The organism is Actinomadura physcomitrii, assembly GCF_008923205.2.
Lineage (GTDB): Bacteria > Actinomycetota > Actinomycetes > Streptosporangiales > Streptosporangiaceae > Spirillospora > Spirillospora physcomitrii.
Map to the genome: position 1 here is coordinate 38,488 of NZ_WBMS02000037.1, position 16,376 is coordinate 54,863.

At 70.0% G+C, this 16,376-nt stretch carries 16 protein-coding genes; 5 read left to right on the top strand and 11 right to left on the bottom strand.

Annotated features, from left to right (window positions below):
• Nucleotides 1-42: 42 nt before the first annotated feature.
• From F8568_RS34520 to F8568_RS34530, 3 genes are read left to right on the top strand one after another with little or no spacing between them, the layout of a single operon-like run.
• Entirely contained in the window at nt 43-1,197 is a 1,155-nt protein-coding gene (locus F8568_RS34520; protein WP_151597862.1) for a sugar ABC transporter substrate-binding protein, read from the top strand.
• Nucleotides 1,194-2,735, top strand: a complete 1,542-nt coding sequence (locus F8568_RS34525) for an ATP-binding cassette domain-containing protein (protein WP_151597863.1) — start codon at nt 1,194-1,196, stop codon at nt 2,733-2,735. The genes F8568_RS34520 and F8568_RS34525 overlap by 4 nt, the downstream gene beginning before the upstream one ends.
• Nucleotides 2,725-3,723, top strand: coding sequence for an ABC transporter permease (locus F8568_RS34530; RefSeq protein ID WP_151597864.1), 999 nt, complete (start codon nt 2,725-2,727; stop codon nt 3,721-3,723). Before F8568_RS34525 ends, F8568_RS34530 begins: the two co-directional genes overlap by 11 nt.
• Here the strand turns inward: F8568_RS34530 and F8568_RS34535 are convergent.
• Nucleotides 3,698-4,480, bottom strand: coding sequence for an IclR family transcriptional regulator (locus F8568_RS34535; protein ID WP_160573871.1), 783 nt, complete (start codon nt 4,478-4,480; stop codon nt 3,698-3,700). The genes F8568_RS34530 and F8568_RS34535 overlap by 26 nt on opposite strands.
• Before the next feature lie 121 nt (nt 4,481-4,601).
• Here F8568_RS34535 and F8568_RS34540 point away from each other — a divergent pair, with 121 nt between their 5' ends.
• Nucleotides 4,602-5,336: an SDR family NAD(P)-dependent oxidoreductase gene (locus F8568_RS34540; protein WP_160573872.1), complete on the top strand. Its 735-nt coding sequence runs from the start codon at nt 4,602-4,604 to the stop codon at nt 5,334-5,336.
• 585 nt (nt 5,337-5,921) lie between these two features.
• Here the strand turns inward: F8568_RS34540 and F8568_RS34545 are convergent.
• From F8568_RS34545 to F8568_RS34570, 6 genes are all read right to left on the bottom strand, one after another.
• Nucleotides 5,922-6,899 (bottom strand): aldo/keto reductase, encoded by a 978-nt coding sequence (locus F8568_RS34545; protein ID WP_151597867.1) that lies wholly within the window; start codon nt 6,897-6,899, stop codon nt 5,922-5,924.
• A 40-nt stretch (nt 6,900-6,939) separates the two neighbouring features.
• Nucleotides 6,940-7,317 carry a DUF2255 family protein gene (locus tag F8568_RS34550; protein ID WP_151597868.1) on the bottom strand — a complete coding sequence of 126 codons (378 nt, stop codon included), beginning with the start codon at nt 7,315-7,317 and terminating at the stop codon, nt 6,940-6,942.
• Nucleotides 7,318-7,353: 36 nt separating this feature from the next.
• A complete protein-coding gene (locus F8568_RS34555; RefSeq protein ID WP_151597869.1) occupies nt 7,354-8,193 on the bottom strand; it encodes an SDR family oxidoreductase in 840 nt (279 codons plus the stop codon).
• 2 nt (nt 8,194-8,195) lie between these two features.
• The gene (locus F8568_RS34560) at nt 8,196-8,990 is read right to left on the bottom strand and encodes a carboxymuconolactone decarboxylase family protein (protein ID WP_151597870.1); all 795 of its coding nucleotides are present in this window, start codon (nt 8,988-8,990) and stop codon (nt 8,196-8,198) included.
• A 68-nt stretch (nt 8,991-9,058) separates the two neighbouring features.
• A complete protein-coding gene (locus tag F8568_RS34565; protein WP_151597871.1) occupies nt 9,059-9,931 on the bottom strand; it encodes an aldo/keto reductase in 873 nt (290 codons plus the stop codon).
• Between the two features lie 48 nt (nt 9,932-9,979).
• A complete protein-coding gene (locus F8568_RS34570; protein ID WP_151597872.1) occupies nt 9,980-11,023 on the bottom strand; it encodes a zinc-binding dehydrogenase in 1,044 nt (347 codons plus the stop codon).
• A gap of 338 nt (nt 11,024-11,361) precedes the next feature.
• Between F8568_RS34570 and F8568_RS34575 the strand changes: the two genes are divergently transcribed.
• Nucleotides 11,362-12,252 (top strand): helix-turn-helix transcriptional regulator, encoded by an 891-nt coding sequence (locus tag F8568_RS34575; protein WP_151597873.1) that lies wholly within the window; start codon nt 11,362-11,364, stop codon nt 12,250-12,252.
• 3 nt (nt 12,253-12,255) lie between these two features.
• Here the strand turns inward: F8568_RS34575 and fadH are convergent, their stop codons facing one another.
• The 4 genes from fadH to F8568_RS34595 all read right to left on the bottom strand — a co-directional run bounded on the left by fadH (nt 12,256) and on the right by F8568_RS34595 (nt 16,360).
• Entirely contained in the window at nt 12,256-13,080 is an 825-nt protein-coding gene (gene fadH / locus F8568_RS34580; RefSeq protein ID WP_151597874.1) for a 2,4-dienoyl-CoA reductase, read from the bottom strand.
• A gap of 150 nt (nt 13,081-13,230) precedes the next feature.
• A complete protein-coding gene (locus F8568_RS34585; RefSeq protein ID WP_151597875.1) occupies nt 13,231-14,394 on the bottom strand; it encodes an acyl-CoA dehydrogenase family protein in 1,164 nt (387 codons plus the stop codon).
• A 5-nt stretch (nt 14,395-14,399) separates the two neighbouring features.
• The gene (locus F8568_RS34590; RefSeq protein ID WP_160573873.1) at nt 14,400-15,539 is read right to left on the bottom strand and encodes an acetate--CoA ligase family protein; all 1,140 of its coding nucleotides are present in this window, start codon (nt 15,537-15,539) and stop codon (nt 14,400-14,402) included.
• Nucleotides 15,494-16,360, bottom strand: a complete 867-nt coding sequence (locus F8568_RS34595; protein WP_160573874.1) for a CoA-binding protein — start codon at nt 16,358-16,360, stop codon at nt 15,494-15,496. Before F8568_RS34595 ends, F8568_RS34590 begins: the two co-directional genes overlap by 46 nt.
• Nucleotides 16,361-16,376 lie beyond the last annotated feature (16 nt).

The following is a 16,376-nucleotide window of genomic DNA, read 5'->3' on the forward strand; positions in this document are numbered from 1 at the left end:
CTCAGCGCGCCGCGCTGACCCACCCCACCGGAAGGCCTCACCATGCTCCGTTCGCCCATCGTCCGCCTCGCCGCGACCGCCGGCGCCGCCGCGCTCGCCCTGGCGGGCTGCAGTTCCTCCTCCGGCTCCGGCGGAGGAGGCGGCGGCTCCACGCCGGCCTTGTCCGCCAAGCTCACCAAGGCGATGGCCCCGGCCGCCGACGCCGACTACAAGGACCCGGGCCCCGCCGTAACCGGGGTCTCCAAGCTGGCCGGCAAGACGGTCTGGTATATCCCGCTGTCCTCGCAGATCACCACCACCCAGCTCGTCCAGACGAGCCTGACCGAAGCGCTGGGCACCGCTCATGTCGGCGTGCACCCCTGCAGCGGGCAGGCCAACCCCTCGACGATCTCCAGCTGCATCACCAACGCCATCAACTCCGGCGCGGCCGGCGTCGTCTTCGACTCGATCGTGGCCGGGTTCGTCGCCGACGGCATCAACAAGCTCAAGGCCGCGCACATCCCCGTCGTCATCGCCGACGAACCCAACCCGGCGGGCGACTCGCCCGGCGACGCCCAGCTCGCCTACGTCCCCGGCAACCCCACCCAGGCTCTGCAGGTCCTGGCGCAATGGATCGCCGAGGACAGCGGCGGCAAGGCGGGCGTGCTGGTCAACGAGGTCACTGACGCGCCCCCTCCCATCGCCTACGTTCAGCAGGGCTTCGTTCCCACGCTGAAGAGCGCCTGCTCGTCCTGCACCGTGACGATCAACAAGATCCAGTCCGCCAACTACTCGATGATGCCCTCCTCCACCAGCGCGGCGCTGATCGCCAACCCGTCCACCAAGTACGTGGTGTCAGAGTTCGACGCCTTCGCCGCGCCCACCCAGCAGGGCGTGCAGCAGACCGGCAAGCTCAACGCCGTTAAGGGCGGCTCCACCGGCGGGCTGCTCGCCCAACTGCAGACCCTGAAGTCGGGGACGTTCCTGCGCGCCGACGTGGGCACCAACTTCACCTACCAAGGCTGGGCCATGGCCGACCAGACGCTCCGCCTGCTGACCGGCGCCAAGCCGGTCACCTACCAGGTTCCGCTGCGGCTGTTCACCTCCGCCAACGTCGGAAGCCTGGAGCTCACCAGCCAGGCGCAGACCTCCGGCGCCTGGTACGGCAGCACCGCCTACAAGCAGATGTTCACCCGCCTGTGGGGGCTGGGCAGTTGAGCACTCCACGGCTGACCGTCAGCGGGCTGGCCAAGACCTACGGCAACAGCCCCGTTCTCCAGGACGCCGCCTTCGAGGTGGTCGCCGGGGAGATCCATGCGCTCGTCGGGCAGAACGGCTCGGGCAAGTCCACGCTCGTCAAGATCCTCACCGGCTACCACGGGGCCGATCCCGGTGGAGCCGTCCACGTCGACGGGCACCGGCTCACACTGCCCGCGCGCCCGGCCGATCTGCGCCGCCTCGGTGTGTCCGTCGTCCACCAGGACCTCGGCCTCAACGCGGGCGACTCCGTCGTCGACAACATCTGCGTCGGATCGTGGCCACGGCACCCGCTCACCCGGCTGATCGACCGGCGCCGCGCGGCGCGCCAAGCCCGCGACGCCCTGGAGCGGATCGGTGAAGACGTCGCACTTGACGCCCTGGTCGGCGACCTGCCGATCGCCGACCAGGTCAGCGTCGCGATCGCCCGCGGAGTCCGGAACCTGCCGGCCGGCGGCGGGCTGGCCGTCTTCGACGAGTCGACGCGGGCGCTGCCCCCCGACTCCCTGGGTCACTTCCATGCGCTGACCAGGGCGCTGGCGGCGCAGGGCACCGGCGTCCTGCTGGTCAGCCACAACCTCGACGAGGTGCTGGACCTCGCCGACCGGGTGACCGTCCTGCGCGGCGGGCGGGTCGTCGAGGCGGGCCTGCCGACCGGCGGGCTCGACGCCGCCGGCCTGACCCGCCTCATCCTCGGGCACACGCTCGACGCCGCAGCCGCGACCGCACGGCCCGCGCCCGAAGGCGCCGACGAGGTCTTCCTGCGCCAAGCCGGCGGCGGGACGCTGACCGACCTCTCCGTCCGGCTCGCCGCCGGGGAGATCGTCGGCGTCACAGGGCTGACCGGTGCGGGGCACGAGGACCTGCCCGCCCTCCTCACCGGGGCCCGGAGCGCCAGAGCGGGGGGCGAACTCCGTATCGGCGACACCACCCTTGATCTCGCGGGACTGACCCCGCGCCGGGCCCTGGCCGCCGGCGTCCACGTCGTTCCCGCCGACCGCGGCCGCCACGGCCTGGCACTGGAACTGTCGATCGAGGACAACATCGCCCTGGCGCGCCTGCGCCGCGGCCGTCTCCGCCCGCTGACCAGGCGCGCGCACCGCACCGACGCCGCGACGGTCATCGAGGAACTCGGGGTGAGGCCACCCCTCCCCGACGCCCTGATCCGGACGCTCAGTGGCGGCAACCAGCAGAAGGTCCTGATCGGCCGGGCCCTGCTCGGCTCACCGCGGCTGCTGGTCCTGCACGAACCCACCCAGGCCGTGGACGTCGGCGCCCGCCGCGACATCCACACCGCCATCCGCCGCCACGCCTCCTCCGGAACGCCCGTCCTGGTCATCGCGAGCGACCCCGCCGAACTCGTCGAGCTGTGCGACCGGATCGTCCTCGTCCACGACGGCCGCGGCCGCGAACTCACCGGCGGCCGCACCGTCGAAGCCGTCCTCGACGGCATCTATCAGCCAGCCACACCGCAGGGAGCCATCCATCATGGCAACTGAGACCCGATCCGAATCCCGGCCGCTGCGGCTCGGCGTGCCGGCCCCGCTGCTGCGCTTCACCGAACGCTGGACCATGGTCGGCCTCTGGATACTGCTGGCGCTGGTGTTCGGCATCGTGGAGCCGTCCAAGTTCGCCACCTCCGGCACGTTCAAGACGATCTTCGGTTCGCAGACTCCGCTGCTGTTCCTGGCGATGGCCGTGCTGTGCACGATCATGGTCGGCGAGTTCGTCGACCTGTCCATCGCCTCGATCCTCGGTCTGGCCGCCACACTCGTCCCCGTGCTGACCGTCCAGCACCACGTGCCGTTCCTGCTGGCCTGCCTGGCCGCATTGGCCGCCGGCGCGCTCGTGGGCACGGTCAACGGCGCGCTGATCGTCCGCCTCGGCGTGAACCCCATCGTGGTCACCCTCGGCATGTCCACGCTGCTGCTGGGGCTCGCCCTGTGGAGCACCGACCTCAACAGCGTCAGCGGCCTGGACCCCGGCGTCTCCTCGTTCGCGCTGGACGAGATCCTCGGACTGCCGCTCTCCTTCTACTACGGCATCGCTCTGGTCCTGGTGGTCGCTTACGTGACGGGGCTGACGCCGCTCGGGCGCCACATGCGCTTCGTCCACGCCAACCGGGAGGTCGCGCGCCTGGCCGGGGTCCAGGTGGACCGCATCCGCTTCGGTGCGTTCGTCCTGGCGGGCCTGCTCAGCGCGGCGGGAGGCGTCCTGCTGGTCTCCGGCGTCGGCGGCTTCGACCCGAACTCCTCGGCCACCTACCTGCTGCCCACCTACGCCGCCGTCTTCATCGGCACCGCCGTCGTCCGCCCGGGCAGTTTCAACCCGATCGGCACCTGGATCGGCACGTACTTCCTGGCGACCGGCGTCATCGGACTCCAGGAGCTGGGCCTGGCCGCATGGATCTCCGACGTCTTCTACGGCGGCGTGCTGATCGTGGCCGTGGCGGTCTCCACCGTCATCGGCCGGCGCCGGCGTGGCTGACGCACTCGCGGACCAGCTCGCCGATGGCCGCCAGCCGCCGCGCTCCGCAGCGCGACACCGGCGCGACGACCGCGACCGCACCGGCCGCCTTGCCCTGCGCCATCACGACCACGCTCGCCCCGGCGACCCCCGGAGCGAACTCACCGCTCTCCACCGAGTAACCGTGCTCCCGAGCCCGGTCGATCTCGGCCAGGAAGGCGTCGTATTCGGTGATGCTCCTGCCCGTTCGCCGGGGAAGCCGCAGCGTCGGCATCAACTCGACGACCTGGTCGCGCGGCAGGCTCGCCAGCGCCGCCTTGCCGATACATCCATTGGCGATCAGCGACCTGCGCCCCACCGGCGACAGCACCCCCAGCACATGCGCCGCGTCCCGGCGCTGAGTGATCACCAGGCTGCGGTCGCGCCAGTCGATCTCCGCGGCCAGGACCGTCTCCCCCGTCCGCTCGGCCAACCGCGCGACGATCCGCTCGGTCACCAAGGCCACCGGGGACCCCTGGGCGACCACCGGCGCCAGCTCCAGCAGCCTGGCACCGAGGCGGTAGCTGCCGTCGTCGTCCCGCCGCAGAAAGCCGTAGGCGAGGAGCGAACCGGCGATCCGCAGCGTCGTCGCCTTCGACAGGCCCGCGCCCTGCGCCAGCTCGGTCAGGGTCAGCCGCGGATGCGCGCTGCTGAAGCAGGTGAGGATCTCCAGCGCACGGTCGACTGAACGCACGCGGTTCACCGACAGTGACGAACCTTTGAGGTCGGCGTCGGACACCTCGTCTCCCCTCCGAGGTCGGGAGACGTGTGGTCCACGTCTCACCGGCCCAGCTTGCCCCCAAGGTAACCGATATGGACCCCGCTGTTTCACCTGGTAAAACCCCATGAAGGAGCACATCGTGCCCAACGACGCTCGTGGAGAGCTCAGCGGCCGGCGAATCCTCGTCATCGGCGCTGCCTCGGGCATCGGCGAAGCCACCGCCGGCCTCTGCCGCGCCCGTGGCGCGTCCGTCCACACCGCCGACCTGCGGCCGATCCCGCATGGAGACGTCGTCGATCTCCTGGACGCCCGCTCCGTGCAGGATTTGGTGGACCGCCTGGACGAGCGATGGCACGCACTCGACGGCCTCGCCATCACCACAGGGACCTCTCACCACGGCTCCATCACGGACACGCCGTCGGAAACCTGGCGGTCGCTTCTGGCACTGAACACCGCGGCGCCCGCTGAAACGATCACCCGGTTCCTTCCCCTACTGGAGCGGGGCGACGATCCGTCCATCGTCACGGTCGCCTCCGCAACGGGCCTGCGCGCCTACCCCGACTTCGCCGCGTATTCGGCCTCCAAGGCGGCCCTGATCCACTGGTCCCGCGCAGCCGCCCGTGAACTGGCCCCCGCCGGCATCCGCCTGAACTGCGTCTGCCCCGGCCCTACCGATACCCCGATGCTCCGAAACGACGTCTCGGGCTCCACCGCCGCCCTGCGCTCCATCGCAACATTGACCGCCCAGAACAGACTCGGCTCACCCGAAGAGATCGCCGAACCGATCTCCTTCCTGCTGTCCCCACGCGCCTCGTTCATCACCGGCGCGGTCCTACCGGTAGACGGCGGCGAGTCCGTCCGCGACGGTCATTGAGAACGGTGCTGCGTCAGCTGGGCAGGGGATTGCGCGGCGATCGCTTCGTTCCGCACGCCCGCTTGGACAAGCTGTTCGGTGATGACACGCACGAGTTGCGAGTTCCGCCGCGCCCGGATGACGTCCAAGGGCGGCACGAACCAGTATGTGCACTGGGCCAGCGGCACCGCCCGCCTGCCGCCCCGCCTCTGCAGGCCGCGCGGGTGCTGCGGTATTAGGGATCTCTAGAAGAGCACCCCGCAGAGGCCGAGCCTGTTTCGAGTCAGGACCAAGATCGAGCTTTCGCAGCAGCACCGTCTGCGGCGGCAGGTGCACCTGCCGTAGTCCCGGGATGAACCCCAACAGCACGCCGGTGACCAGCAGCACGATGGGCGGGGCGACGCCTACGCGGCGGCTCAAAACGCTTCGGGTCAGGATCGCGGCGCCCAGGATGCCAACGAGCTCCAGCCCCAGCATGATCCCCTCTGGCAGGCCACGGGCGGTACGCGGTCTTCCGGATGGACCTCGCCCATGGAGGTGTCCATTTCACCGGTGCCGGGGCACCGGATATTGGGGTGTGCCTCAAGACCGTCCTACGCGGCCGTGTCAGCGTTCCAGCATCCTCCTGGCGGCTTCGGGGTGGGTGTCGCCGGCGGCCGGGGGCAGGCTCGACAGCCGGTCGAGTTGCTCGCTGGTGAGCTGGAGGTGGTCGGCGGCGGTGTTCTCCTCGACGCGGTGGACGCGCTTGGTGCCGGGGATGGGGGCGATGTCGTCGCCCTGGGCGAGCAGCCAGGCGATGGCGACTTGGGCGGGGGTGGCGTCGGCGTCGGTGGCGATGGTCTGGACCTGGTCGGCGATGCGCATGTTGCACTGGAAGTTCTCGCCGGTGAAGCGGGGGTTGCCGCGCCGGAAGTCGCCTTCTTTGAAGTCGGCCTCGTTGCGGACGGTGCCGGTCAAGAAGCCGTGGCCGAGCGGAGAGAAGGGCACCAGGCCGATGTTCAGCTTGCGCAGGACCGGCAGGATGCGGTCCTCGATGCCGCGGGTCCACAGCGAGTATTCCGATTGGACGGCGGTGACGGGCTGGACGGCGTGGGCGCGGCGGATGGTGTCGGGTCCGGCCTCCGACAGGCCGAAGTGCCTGACCTTGCCTTCGGTGATCAGGTCGGCGACGGCGCCGGCGGTCTCCTCGACGGGTGTGCCCGGGTCGACGCGGTGCTGGTAGTACAGGTCGATGTGGTCGGTGCCCAGGCGCTTGAGGGAGCCTTCGACGGCGGTGCGGATGTTGGCGGGGTCCGAGTCCAGATTCCAGGGCCCGGCGCCGGCGTGGGAGACCAGGCCGAACTTGGTCGCCAGCACGACCTGGTCGCGGTGTCCCTTGAGCGCGCGGCCGAGGAGTTCCTCGTTGATGTAAGGGCCGTAGATCTCGGCGGTATCGATGAGGGTGATGCCCAGGTCGATGGCGCGGTGGACGGTGCGGATGGACTCGGCGTCGTCGGTGCCGGAGTCGGAGAAGCCGTGGGACATGCCCATCGCGCCCAGGCCGATGCGCGCCACGTCCAGATCACGCAGCTTGACGTGCTTCATGCTCTGCCCTTTCGCTGTGTCTCGTAGAGCGGTGTGCCGGTCAGGAGCGCGGCGTGAGTTTGATCGTCGCCTCGCGGGAGGCGGAGTTGACCACGCCGCCGACGATGTTCGCGCCGTAGCGCTGGTACTTGGTGCGGTAGACCTCGTCGATGTCGGCGTCGAGGTCGTGGTCGGTGTCGTCGAAGGCGACGTCCTTGGTGACGCCGTCGGCGGTGACGCGGCCTTGGCGGCGGGTCTGGGTGCCGCGGTACCAGGCGCCGTCCGGGCCGTTCATCGAGCGGACGAACACCTCGTCGCCGACGCGGACGACCCACATCGTCACCGGGTCGCGCAGTGTCCCGTCGTCGCGCGCCGATTGCAGGTCCAGCTCGGTGGCATCGCCGATCCTGTCGAGTTCGTCGCTGGTCCAGGCGGCCATGGAATTCTCCCTTTCGTTGAGCGGGTGATCAGGCGGTCATTCGCCGGGCGGGTAGTCGGTGGAGGCGGCCAGCTCGGTCTGCTGTTCGAAGTCGGCGACGCGGGCACGCAGCGCGGCCAGGGTGTTGTCCAGGGCTTGGGAGCCAAGGACCATGCGCAGCGGCGCGGGCTCGGCCTCGACGCCGGCGATGATGCGGGCGGCCATGCGGCCGGGATCGCCGGGCGCCAGGCCGCCCTTGTCGGGATCGAGCATGGCCTGGAAGGCGTGCGCGGGGTTGCCGTCGTATTCGGGCATCAGGTCGGCGACGCGCGCGCTTGCGTAGCGGAACTCGGTACGGGCGCCGCCCGGCTCCACTATCGTCACCCCGATCCCGAACGGCGCGACCTCTTGCGCGACCGCTTCACAGAAGCCTTCGATGCCCCATTTGGTGGCGTGGTACATCGAGTTGCCGGGGAAGGCGACCTGCCCGCCGTAGGAGGAGATCTGGATGATCCGTCCCCCGCGCTGGGCCCGCAGGTGCGGCAGCGCGGAGCGGATCAGCTGGATCGACCCGGTCAGGTTGGTGGCGATGATGTGGTCGACCTGCGCGTCCGACAGCTCCTCGGCGGCACCGAACAGGCCGTAGCCGGCATTGCTGACGACCACATCGATACGGCCGGTTTCGGCGAACGCCCGGTCGACCACCTGCCGGACCGCGGCGGTGTCGGTCACGTCCAGGATCTCGGCGCGAAAGCTCTCCGGATACCGTCCGGCCAGGTCGCTGACCTTGCCGGTGTCGCGGACGGTGCCGACCACCCGGTCGCCGCGCCCAAGGAGCTGCTCGGTCAGCTCGCGGCCGAAGCCGCTGCTGACCCCGGTGATGAGCCAGGTGCTCATGGTTAGTCCTCCTGTTCGGGGGTGTCTTGTTCAGGGGTGTGCTGGGCGGGGGCGACTTCGTCCAGAGCCCGCAGCGCGTTCAGGGTGCGGGGATAGCCGATGTAGGGCAGAAGCTGGGTGAGCACCTCGATCAGTCGGCCGCGGTCGTTGCCGACGTTGAGGTTGGCTGCCACGTGGCCCTTGACCTGGGCGTCGCAGCCGCCGAGCGAGACGAGCATCGCCAAGGTCAGCAGTTCGCGCGTCGGTACATCGAGCCCGCCGCGGGTGTAGTGGTCGCCGAAGCAGTTGGCCGACAGGTATCGCTGGATGTGCTGCTCATCGGCGGGCGCGGCCGCGTACATCTGCTCGACGGCGGAGGCGCCGACGATCTGTTTCTGGACTGCCAGCCCTCGCTCGGCGCGGGTGCCTGGTGTGGTGGTGGACTGCCCCGGCAGCGGCAGCTCCACACCCTGCTCGGTCAGCACCTCGTTGGTGGCGTGCAGGAAGTCGAACACTTTGGCCATGCCCACGTACGGCACCGCCTGGTAGACGATCTCCTTGACCTGTACCGGGGTGACGCCCGCGGTCAGCGCCGCCCACAGCATCACCCGGTACTCGCTCACCGCCTGACAGGCGATCATTGCGGCGAGCTGCGCCATCAGACGCGTCGGCGCGTCCAGGGAGCCGTGCCGGAGCACCTCGTCGAAGGCGAAGTTGTCGAAGTACTCGATCAGCTCCGGATCGGTCCGCGCCAGCGTCGAGACGTGACCGGGGAACAGTTCCTGGTGGTTACGCCGCGCGGTGTCGCTGATCGCCATGGCGATTTCTCCTCTACTGCCTCAGAAGCACGGATCTTTCCGTGTGGGCGACTTACTCATGCTGGAAGTCAGGCTTCGGGAATGGCTCTGCCGTAGCTCTCCAAGGTGATGTCGTCGGGTTCGGGGCCGCCGCGCACCCCGGTGTCGAGGGCGTCCAAGGCGGCGCATTGCGCGTCGGTGAGGTCGAAGTCGAACACCGCGAAGTTCTCGGCGATGCGTTGGGGACGCACCGACTTGGGGATGGCCGCCCGACTCTGCTGCAGATGCCAGCGGAGCATGACCTGCGCGGGTGTCTTGCCGTGCGCTGCGGCGATCTCACCGATCACCGGATCATCGAAGGTACTGGCGCTGGTGCCGCGGTAACTGGTGATGCCGCCGATCGGCGACCACGCCTGGGTGACGATTCCGCGCGCGGCGTCGGCGGCCTGAACATCCGGTTGACCGAAGTACGGATGGACCTCGACCTGGTTCACCGCGGGCACCACCGACGCCTCCCTCATCAGCGCGTCCAGGTGGCCGGGCATGAAGTTGCTGACCCCGATGGCCCGCACCCGACCCTCGTCCAGCAGCGTCTGCAGGGCGCGATACGCCTGCACGGTCAACTCGAACCGGCTTGGCAAAGCCTGGTGGAGGATGAACAGGTCGATCGTCTCCACACCGAGCTTGCCCGCACTCTTGTCGAAGGCGTGCAGCGTCTCGTCGTAACCGAAGTCACTGATCCACACCTTGGTCTCGACGAACACCTCATCGCGGCCCAGGCCCGAGTCGCGGATCGCCTCACCGACCTGGCGTTCGTTGCCATAGGCCGCGGCGGTGTCGATCAGCCGGTACCCGGTCTCCAGAGCCGCCCGCACCGCCTCGGCCGTCTCCTCTGGCGGCGTCTGGAACACCCCGAACCCCAGCGCGGGCATCACGACACCGTTGTTCAACGTCAGATCCATGATCTTTTGCCTCCCGGCACTTCGCGGCTCAGCCTGTTCCTGTGCGCGTCACGGGCGGATGAGGACCTTGATCGCCTGCCGGTCGGCCATCGCCCGGTACCCGTCGGGCACCTGGTCCAGGCCGATCGTGCGGTCGAACACCCGGCCCGGCTCGACGCGCCCTTCCAGCACGTCGGGCAGCAGGTCCTCGATGTAGGCGCGGGCCGGAGCCACACCACCGGTCAGGGTGATGTTGCGCAGGAACTCGCCGAAGCCCATCGGCACCGCCGGATACTGCGGGGCGCCGACCCGGCTGACCGTGCCGCCGTCGCGGACCACCCCGAACGCCGTCACGATGGCCTGCTCCAGCCCGACGCACTCCAGCACGGTATGGGTGCCGTCGCCGCCGGTCAGTTCCCGGACCCGCTCGACACCCTCATCGCCGCGCTCGGCGACCACGTCGGTGGCGCCGAACTCGCGCCCCAGATCGGTGCGGTCCTTGTGCCGCCCCATCAAGATGATCTGCTCGGCCCCCAGCCGCCGCGCGGCCAGCACCGCCGACAACCCGACCGCGCCGTCCCCGATCACCGTCACCGTGGTCCGCGGGCCCACCCCGGCGGTCACCGCGCAGTGGTGCCCGGTGGGGAACACATCCGACAGCGCCAGCAGCGACGGCAGCAGCGCCGCATCCTCACCGGCGACACTGGCCGGCAGCTTGACCAGCGTGCCCTGCGCCTGCGGCACCCGCACCGCCTCGCCCTGGCCGCCGTCCACCCCCGGCGCGCCCCACTGCCCGCCGTGCCTGCACGAGGTCTGCAGGCCCTCGCGGCAGAAATCGCAGGTGTTGTCGGCCCACACGAACGGAGCCACCACCACGTCACCGGGCCGAAGCCCCGACACCTGCGCGCCGACCTCCTCGACCACGCCGAGGAACTCGTGCCCGATCCGGGCACCCTGCTCACTGGCCGGACGCGACCCGTACGGCCACAGATCACTGCCGCAGATGCACGAGCGCAGCACCCGCACCAGCGCATCGGTCGGCTCACGCAGCACCGGATCCGGGACGTCCTCCACCCGCACGTCACCGGCACCGTAGATCAACGTCGCACGCATAAAACAGATCTCTCCGATCATGTGAAGTCGTCTCAGCACTACCCAGGCCAGGGCACACGCGGCTTTTCGCCCGCCCCGCCGGCAGCCTGCTATCGGTAAAGAACCGCGGCCGCGGCAGCCGTCTGGACGACCAGGTGCTCCGGTGCTGCCAGACACACGGCCGAGCGGCCCGCACGAATCCCAGCCCGCGCGATGACGGGCTCTCCTACTCGTGGCCGGTTCCTCGAGATCCACCCTGCCGTGGGCGCGGGCCCTGTGACAGGCCGGGCCGTTCGGGGGTGTGGCAGGGCCCCTCACACGGGATCCGGCACTTCCGGAGAAGGTGTAACACTGGAACCATGGCAGGTGACAGACACCAAGGCGGGACCGAGCTCGGGCGGTTCCTGCGGGCCCGCCGCGAAGAGGTCACCCCCGACCAGGTCGGCCTCACCACCGGCGCCGGCCTGCGCCGCACCCCGGGCCTGCGCCGCGAAGAACTCGCCACCCTCGCCGGCGTCAGCGTCGACTACTACACACGCCTGGAACGAGGCCGCGAGACCCGGCCCAGCCCCGCCGTCGTCGACGCCCTCGCCCGCGCCCTGCGCCTAGGTGAACCCGAATACCAGCACCTGCTGGACCTGGCCGTCCGCGCCGCACGCCATATCCCCGACCCGGCGGTCGTCCCCAGCCGCACCGTCAAACCCGGCGTCAAACAACTGCTGGAAGCCCTGCGCCCGCACCCCGCCGTCGTCCAAAGCCGCACCATGGACATCCTGGCCGCCAACCCCGCCGGATTCCACCTGTACGCGGGCATGCAGGACTGGCCCGCCAAGCACCGCAACCTGGCCCGCTACACCTTCCTGCACCCCGCCGCCCGCACCCTTTTCGACAACTGGAACAGCCAGCTCCGCGGCTGCGTCGCCCGCCTGCGCGCCCTGGCCGGCACCGACCCCGATGCCCCCGATCTCGCGGCTCTGGTCGGCGAACTCCTCCTCAAGAGCCCCGAGTTCGCCAAACTGTGGGAACGCTACGACGTCCGCCCCCACACCGCAGGGACCAAGACCTTCCACCACCCCGAAGTCGGCGACCTCACCCTCGGCTACCAAGGCATGCTGCTGGAAGGCGCCCCCGGCCATCGCATGTCCGTCTACCACGCCGACCCCGGCACCCCCGACCACGACGCCATGGTCCTGCTCGACATGGCCGCCCCCCAGACCTCGGAATCCCGCCCCGCTGATCAGACCCGCTGAGCTTTACGGCGCATTCTCGGCCGGGGCGGGCACGACGGCCGGTCCGTAGATCTGCTTGCCGAGTGCCTGTCCGCCGTCAGCGGTGAGGACTTCGCCGGTGACGTAGGAGGCCTGGTCGGACATCAGGAAGGCGGCGAGGCCGGCGATCTCGTCGGGGTCGGCGAAACGTCGCATCGGGACCGAGGCCAGGACGCGTTCTCTTTCCTCGTCGGTTCCCCACAGTGCGGCTCCGGCGCCGGCGGTGGAGGTGGGGCCGGGGGCGATGCAGTTGAGGCGGATGCCGTGGCGGGCCCATTCGACGGCGAGGGTACGCGTCATGGTCAGCACTCCGGCTTTGGCGGTGGCGCTGTGGACGGTGCCGGGGTGGCCGGTCCAGGCGTAGGTGGCGATCACGTTGAGGATCACGCCCGGGCGCCGGGCGTTGATCATGTGCCGGCCGACGGCCGAGGTGCAGTTCCAGGTGCCGTTCAGCACGATGTCGATCACTGAACGCCAGCCGTTGGCCGAGAGATCCTCGGCGGGGCAGACGAAGTTGCCGGCGGCGTTGTTGACCAGTCCGTCGATGCGGCCGCTCTGTTCGGCGATGCCGGCGACCGTGCCAGTGACCTGGTCGGGGTCTCGGACGTCGAGGGGGTAGGCGTCGGCTTGGCCGCCCAGCTCGGCGATGTGTGCGACGGTCTGGTCGAGTCTGTCTTGCCGACGGCCGGCGACGGCGACGCGTGCGCCGAGCTGCGCCAGTTGGGAGGCGATCGAGGCGCCGATGCCGCTTCCGCCGCCCGTCACCAGATAGACGCGGCCCGCGAGCGGCTCAGTGAAGACATAGGACATATGGATGGTTTCTCCGTGTGGTTAAAAGGGGTCGCCGGTCGGCGGGGCCGACCGGTGGCCGCGCGCCGCCGCTGCCGAGCGACGGGCGGCGCGCGGACCGGGATGCGGGCCGGGAGCAGGTCCTCACCCGGACGGATCGCGACGGCCAGATCAGGTGAACATGCCGAGCTTGAGCATGTTGCGGGCCAGGACGAGACGATTGATCTCCGAGGTGCCTTCCCAGATGCGTTCGATGCGGGCGTTGCGGTAGGCGCGTTCGACGAAGACCTCGTTCATGTAGCCGGTGCCGCCGAAGATCTGCAGGACGCGGTCTGCGACGCGGCCGAGGGCTTCGCTGGCGAAGACCTTGACGGCGGAGGCTTTGCCGTTGAGAACGCGGAAGTCGCTGCCCTGGTCGGTGTCCCACGCGACGTTGTAGGTCATCATGCGGGCGGCGTACAGATCCATCGCACAGTCGGCCAGCATCAGCTGGATGGCCTGGTAGTTGCCGATCGGCTCACCGAACTGGACGCGCTGCTTGGACCATTCGAGCGCCTCGTCGATCAGCCGGGCCATCGGTCCGAGACATCTCGCGGCGGTCATGATGCGGCCGTTGCGCAGCCAGTCCCTGGCCAGGTCGAAGCCCTTGCCGACCTCGCCCAGGATGTTGCCGTCGGGCACCCGGCAGTCGTCGAAGACCAGTTCGGCCTGGCGGTAGCCGCGGTGGCCCATCGTCTTGTGGAGCTGCCCGATGGAAAAGCCCGGCGTTCCCTTCTCGACCAGGAACGCGGTGATGCGGTCGGTCTCGGACTCGGGGTCGGTGACGGCGAAGACGATGGCGAAGTCGGCGCTGTCGCCGTGGCTGATGAACCGTTTACGTCCGTTGATCACCCAGCTGTCGGCTTCCTTGACCGCGCGGGTCTTGATACCGGCGGCATCGGAGCCGGTTTCGGGTTCGGTGAGGGCGAAGCAGTCCTGCTTGTCCCCGCGGACGGTCGGGTAGAGGAACCGCTCGCGCTGCTGTCGGTTGCAGGCCATCAGGATGTTGGACGCCTCGGGCACCACCGAGGACGAGACACCGGGCAGCGCCCGCGACAGCTCCTCGGTGACCAGCACCTGGGCCAGCAGACCACTGCCCTGCCCGCCCACCTCCTCGGGCATGTCCATGCTGTTCAGGCCCAGGGCGACAGCCTTCTTCTTCAGGTCGTTTTTGACGTCGTCGGGCAGGCCGTCGTGCTCTTCGACGTAGTCCTCGTGCGGGATCAGCTCGGTGTCGACGAAGCGGCGGACCTCCGTGCGGAAGGCGACGAGGTCCTCGGGTAGCGAGAAGTCCATGTCAGCTAAAACCTTTCTGCCCGGTCAGGGGCCGTGGGTGCGGTGCCGCGCCGCTGCCTGATCAGGGTGTCCAAGGCGGTCGTCCCCTTGGGGGTGCACAGCAGCGGGTTGACGTCGAGTTCGGTGATCTGCGGGAGGTCGGCGAGCATGCATCCGACCGCGACGGTGGCCTGGGCGACCGAGGCGAGGTCGCAGGCGGGGGCGCCGCGGTATCCGCGCAGCAGGGCCCCCACGCGCAGCCCTTGAAGGGCTTGCAGGACCTCCTGCTGGGTGAACGGCCAGAGCAGGGTCACCGCGTCGTTGAGCAGTTCGGTCAGGACGCCGCCGGCTCCGAGAACCACCACGCTGGCCAGGCCGTCGTTGGAGCCGCCGACGATCAGTTCGACGCCATGGTCGGTTTCGGCGGCCGTCTCGACCCGCACGCCGCGCACTGGTGCGGGCCCCAGCGCGGTTCGCCCCCGGTCGAGGACGTCGCGGACCGCGCCGCGGAGCTGGTCGGCGTCGTGGATGCCGACGACGACTCCGCCGATGTCGGACTTGTGGGCCAAGCCGTCGGCTTCGAGCTTGCACACGACCGGGTAGCCGATACGTTCGGCGATGGCGACGGCCGCGTCCTCGTCGGATGCGGAGCCACCTTCGGGAACAGTGATTCCGTAGTGGCCGAGCAGCGCTTTGGCCGCCGTTTCCGGAACCGTTTCGGGCTCACCATCGAGAAGTTCCTGGCCCACGTCAGCGAGTTCGGACGCTCGGAGGGGTCCAGCCGGGTCCTCGGTGAGGCTCTTCAAACGTTCCAGACGCAGCCCTGCGTGCCGGATCGCTCGCAGCGCGGGCCGCATGCCGGCGAGAAGGGTGACGCCGTGACGCTCGCACAGACCGGGCAGTTCAGGGTCGGTGTCGGTCGTCGAGGTGATCACGGCGACCGGGACGTCGCCGCTGCTCGCGGCGCCGAGCCCGGCGATCATGGCGGGCCATCCGGCTTCCTGCAGGTTCGGGCCCGCGGTGGGTGCGTCGCCGGTGAAGGCGACGAGGTCCACGGTGGGGCAGGCCGCCAAGGCTGTCGCCGCCGTACGGCAGACTTCGCCGTCGCCCCAGCCGGCAGCTATGACGTCGAACGGGCTGCTGAGATAGCCGTAGTCGGGCAGCACCGATCGCAGCGCCTGCTCGGTGGCGTCGTCGAAGGCGGCCAGGGCAGGCCGTGGTCGTGGGCCAGGTCGGCGAGCATGCCGCATTCGCCGCCGGAGGTGGCGAACAGGCCGAGCGAGGTGCCGCGCGGCTTGCGCGGGCCCGCCAGCAGCGAGCAGGTGGCGATCAGCTCGTCCATGTCGTCCACCCGGATCACACCGGTCTGCCGGAACAACGCGTCATAGGCGGCGTCGTGGCCGGCGAGCGTGCCGGTGTGCGCGACGGTGAGGGTTCCGCCGGCCGGGGACCGGCCGTTCTTCAGCACCACGACGGCCACGTCGGCGGCGGCCGCCCGCAACGCCAGGGCACGGAACCGCTCCAGGTCGCTCAGCCCCTCGACCAGCAGCGCGACCACGCGCACCGCAGGATCGTGCAGGTAGTACTCCAGACAGTCGGAGATGTCGACCAGCGCCTGGTTACCGACCGACGCACAGTAGGCGAGCCCCGGCAGCCGGCCGGACATCATCAGACTGAGGGCGAGGCTGCCGCTCTGCGCGGCGACGGCGACGCCGCCGTCGGTGGAGGCATGGGCGAAGGGGATGTCCAGTCCCCACAGCGCTGCCCGGGCTCGGTAGCCGACCACACCCAGGCAGTTGGGGCCGACCACCGGCATCCGGCCGCGGCAGATGTCGGCGATCTCCTGCTGGAGCCGCTGCCCCTCGGCGCCGGTCTCGGCGAAGCCGCTGGCGTACACCACCGCGCCGCCCACCCCGAGATCGACCGCCTCGGCCAGGACCTCCGGCACCGCCGCGGCGGGCACCGCGACTCCGATCGCATCGGGCACATGGTCTAGTGCCGCA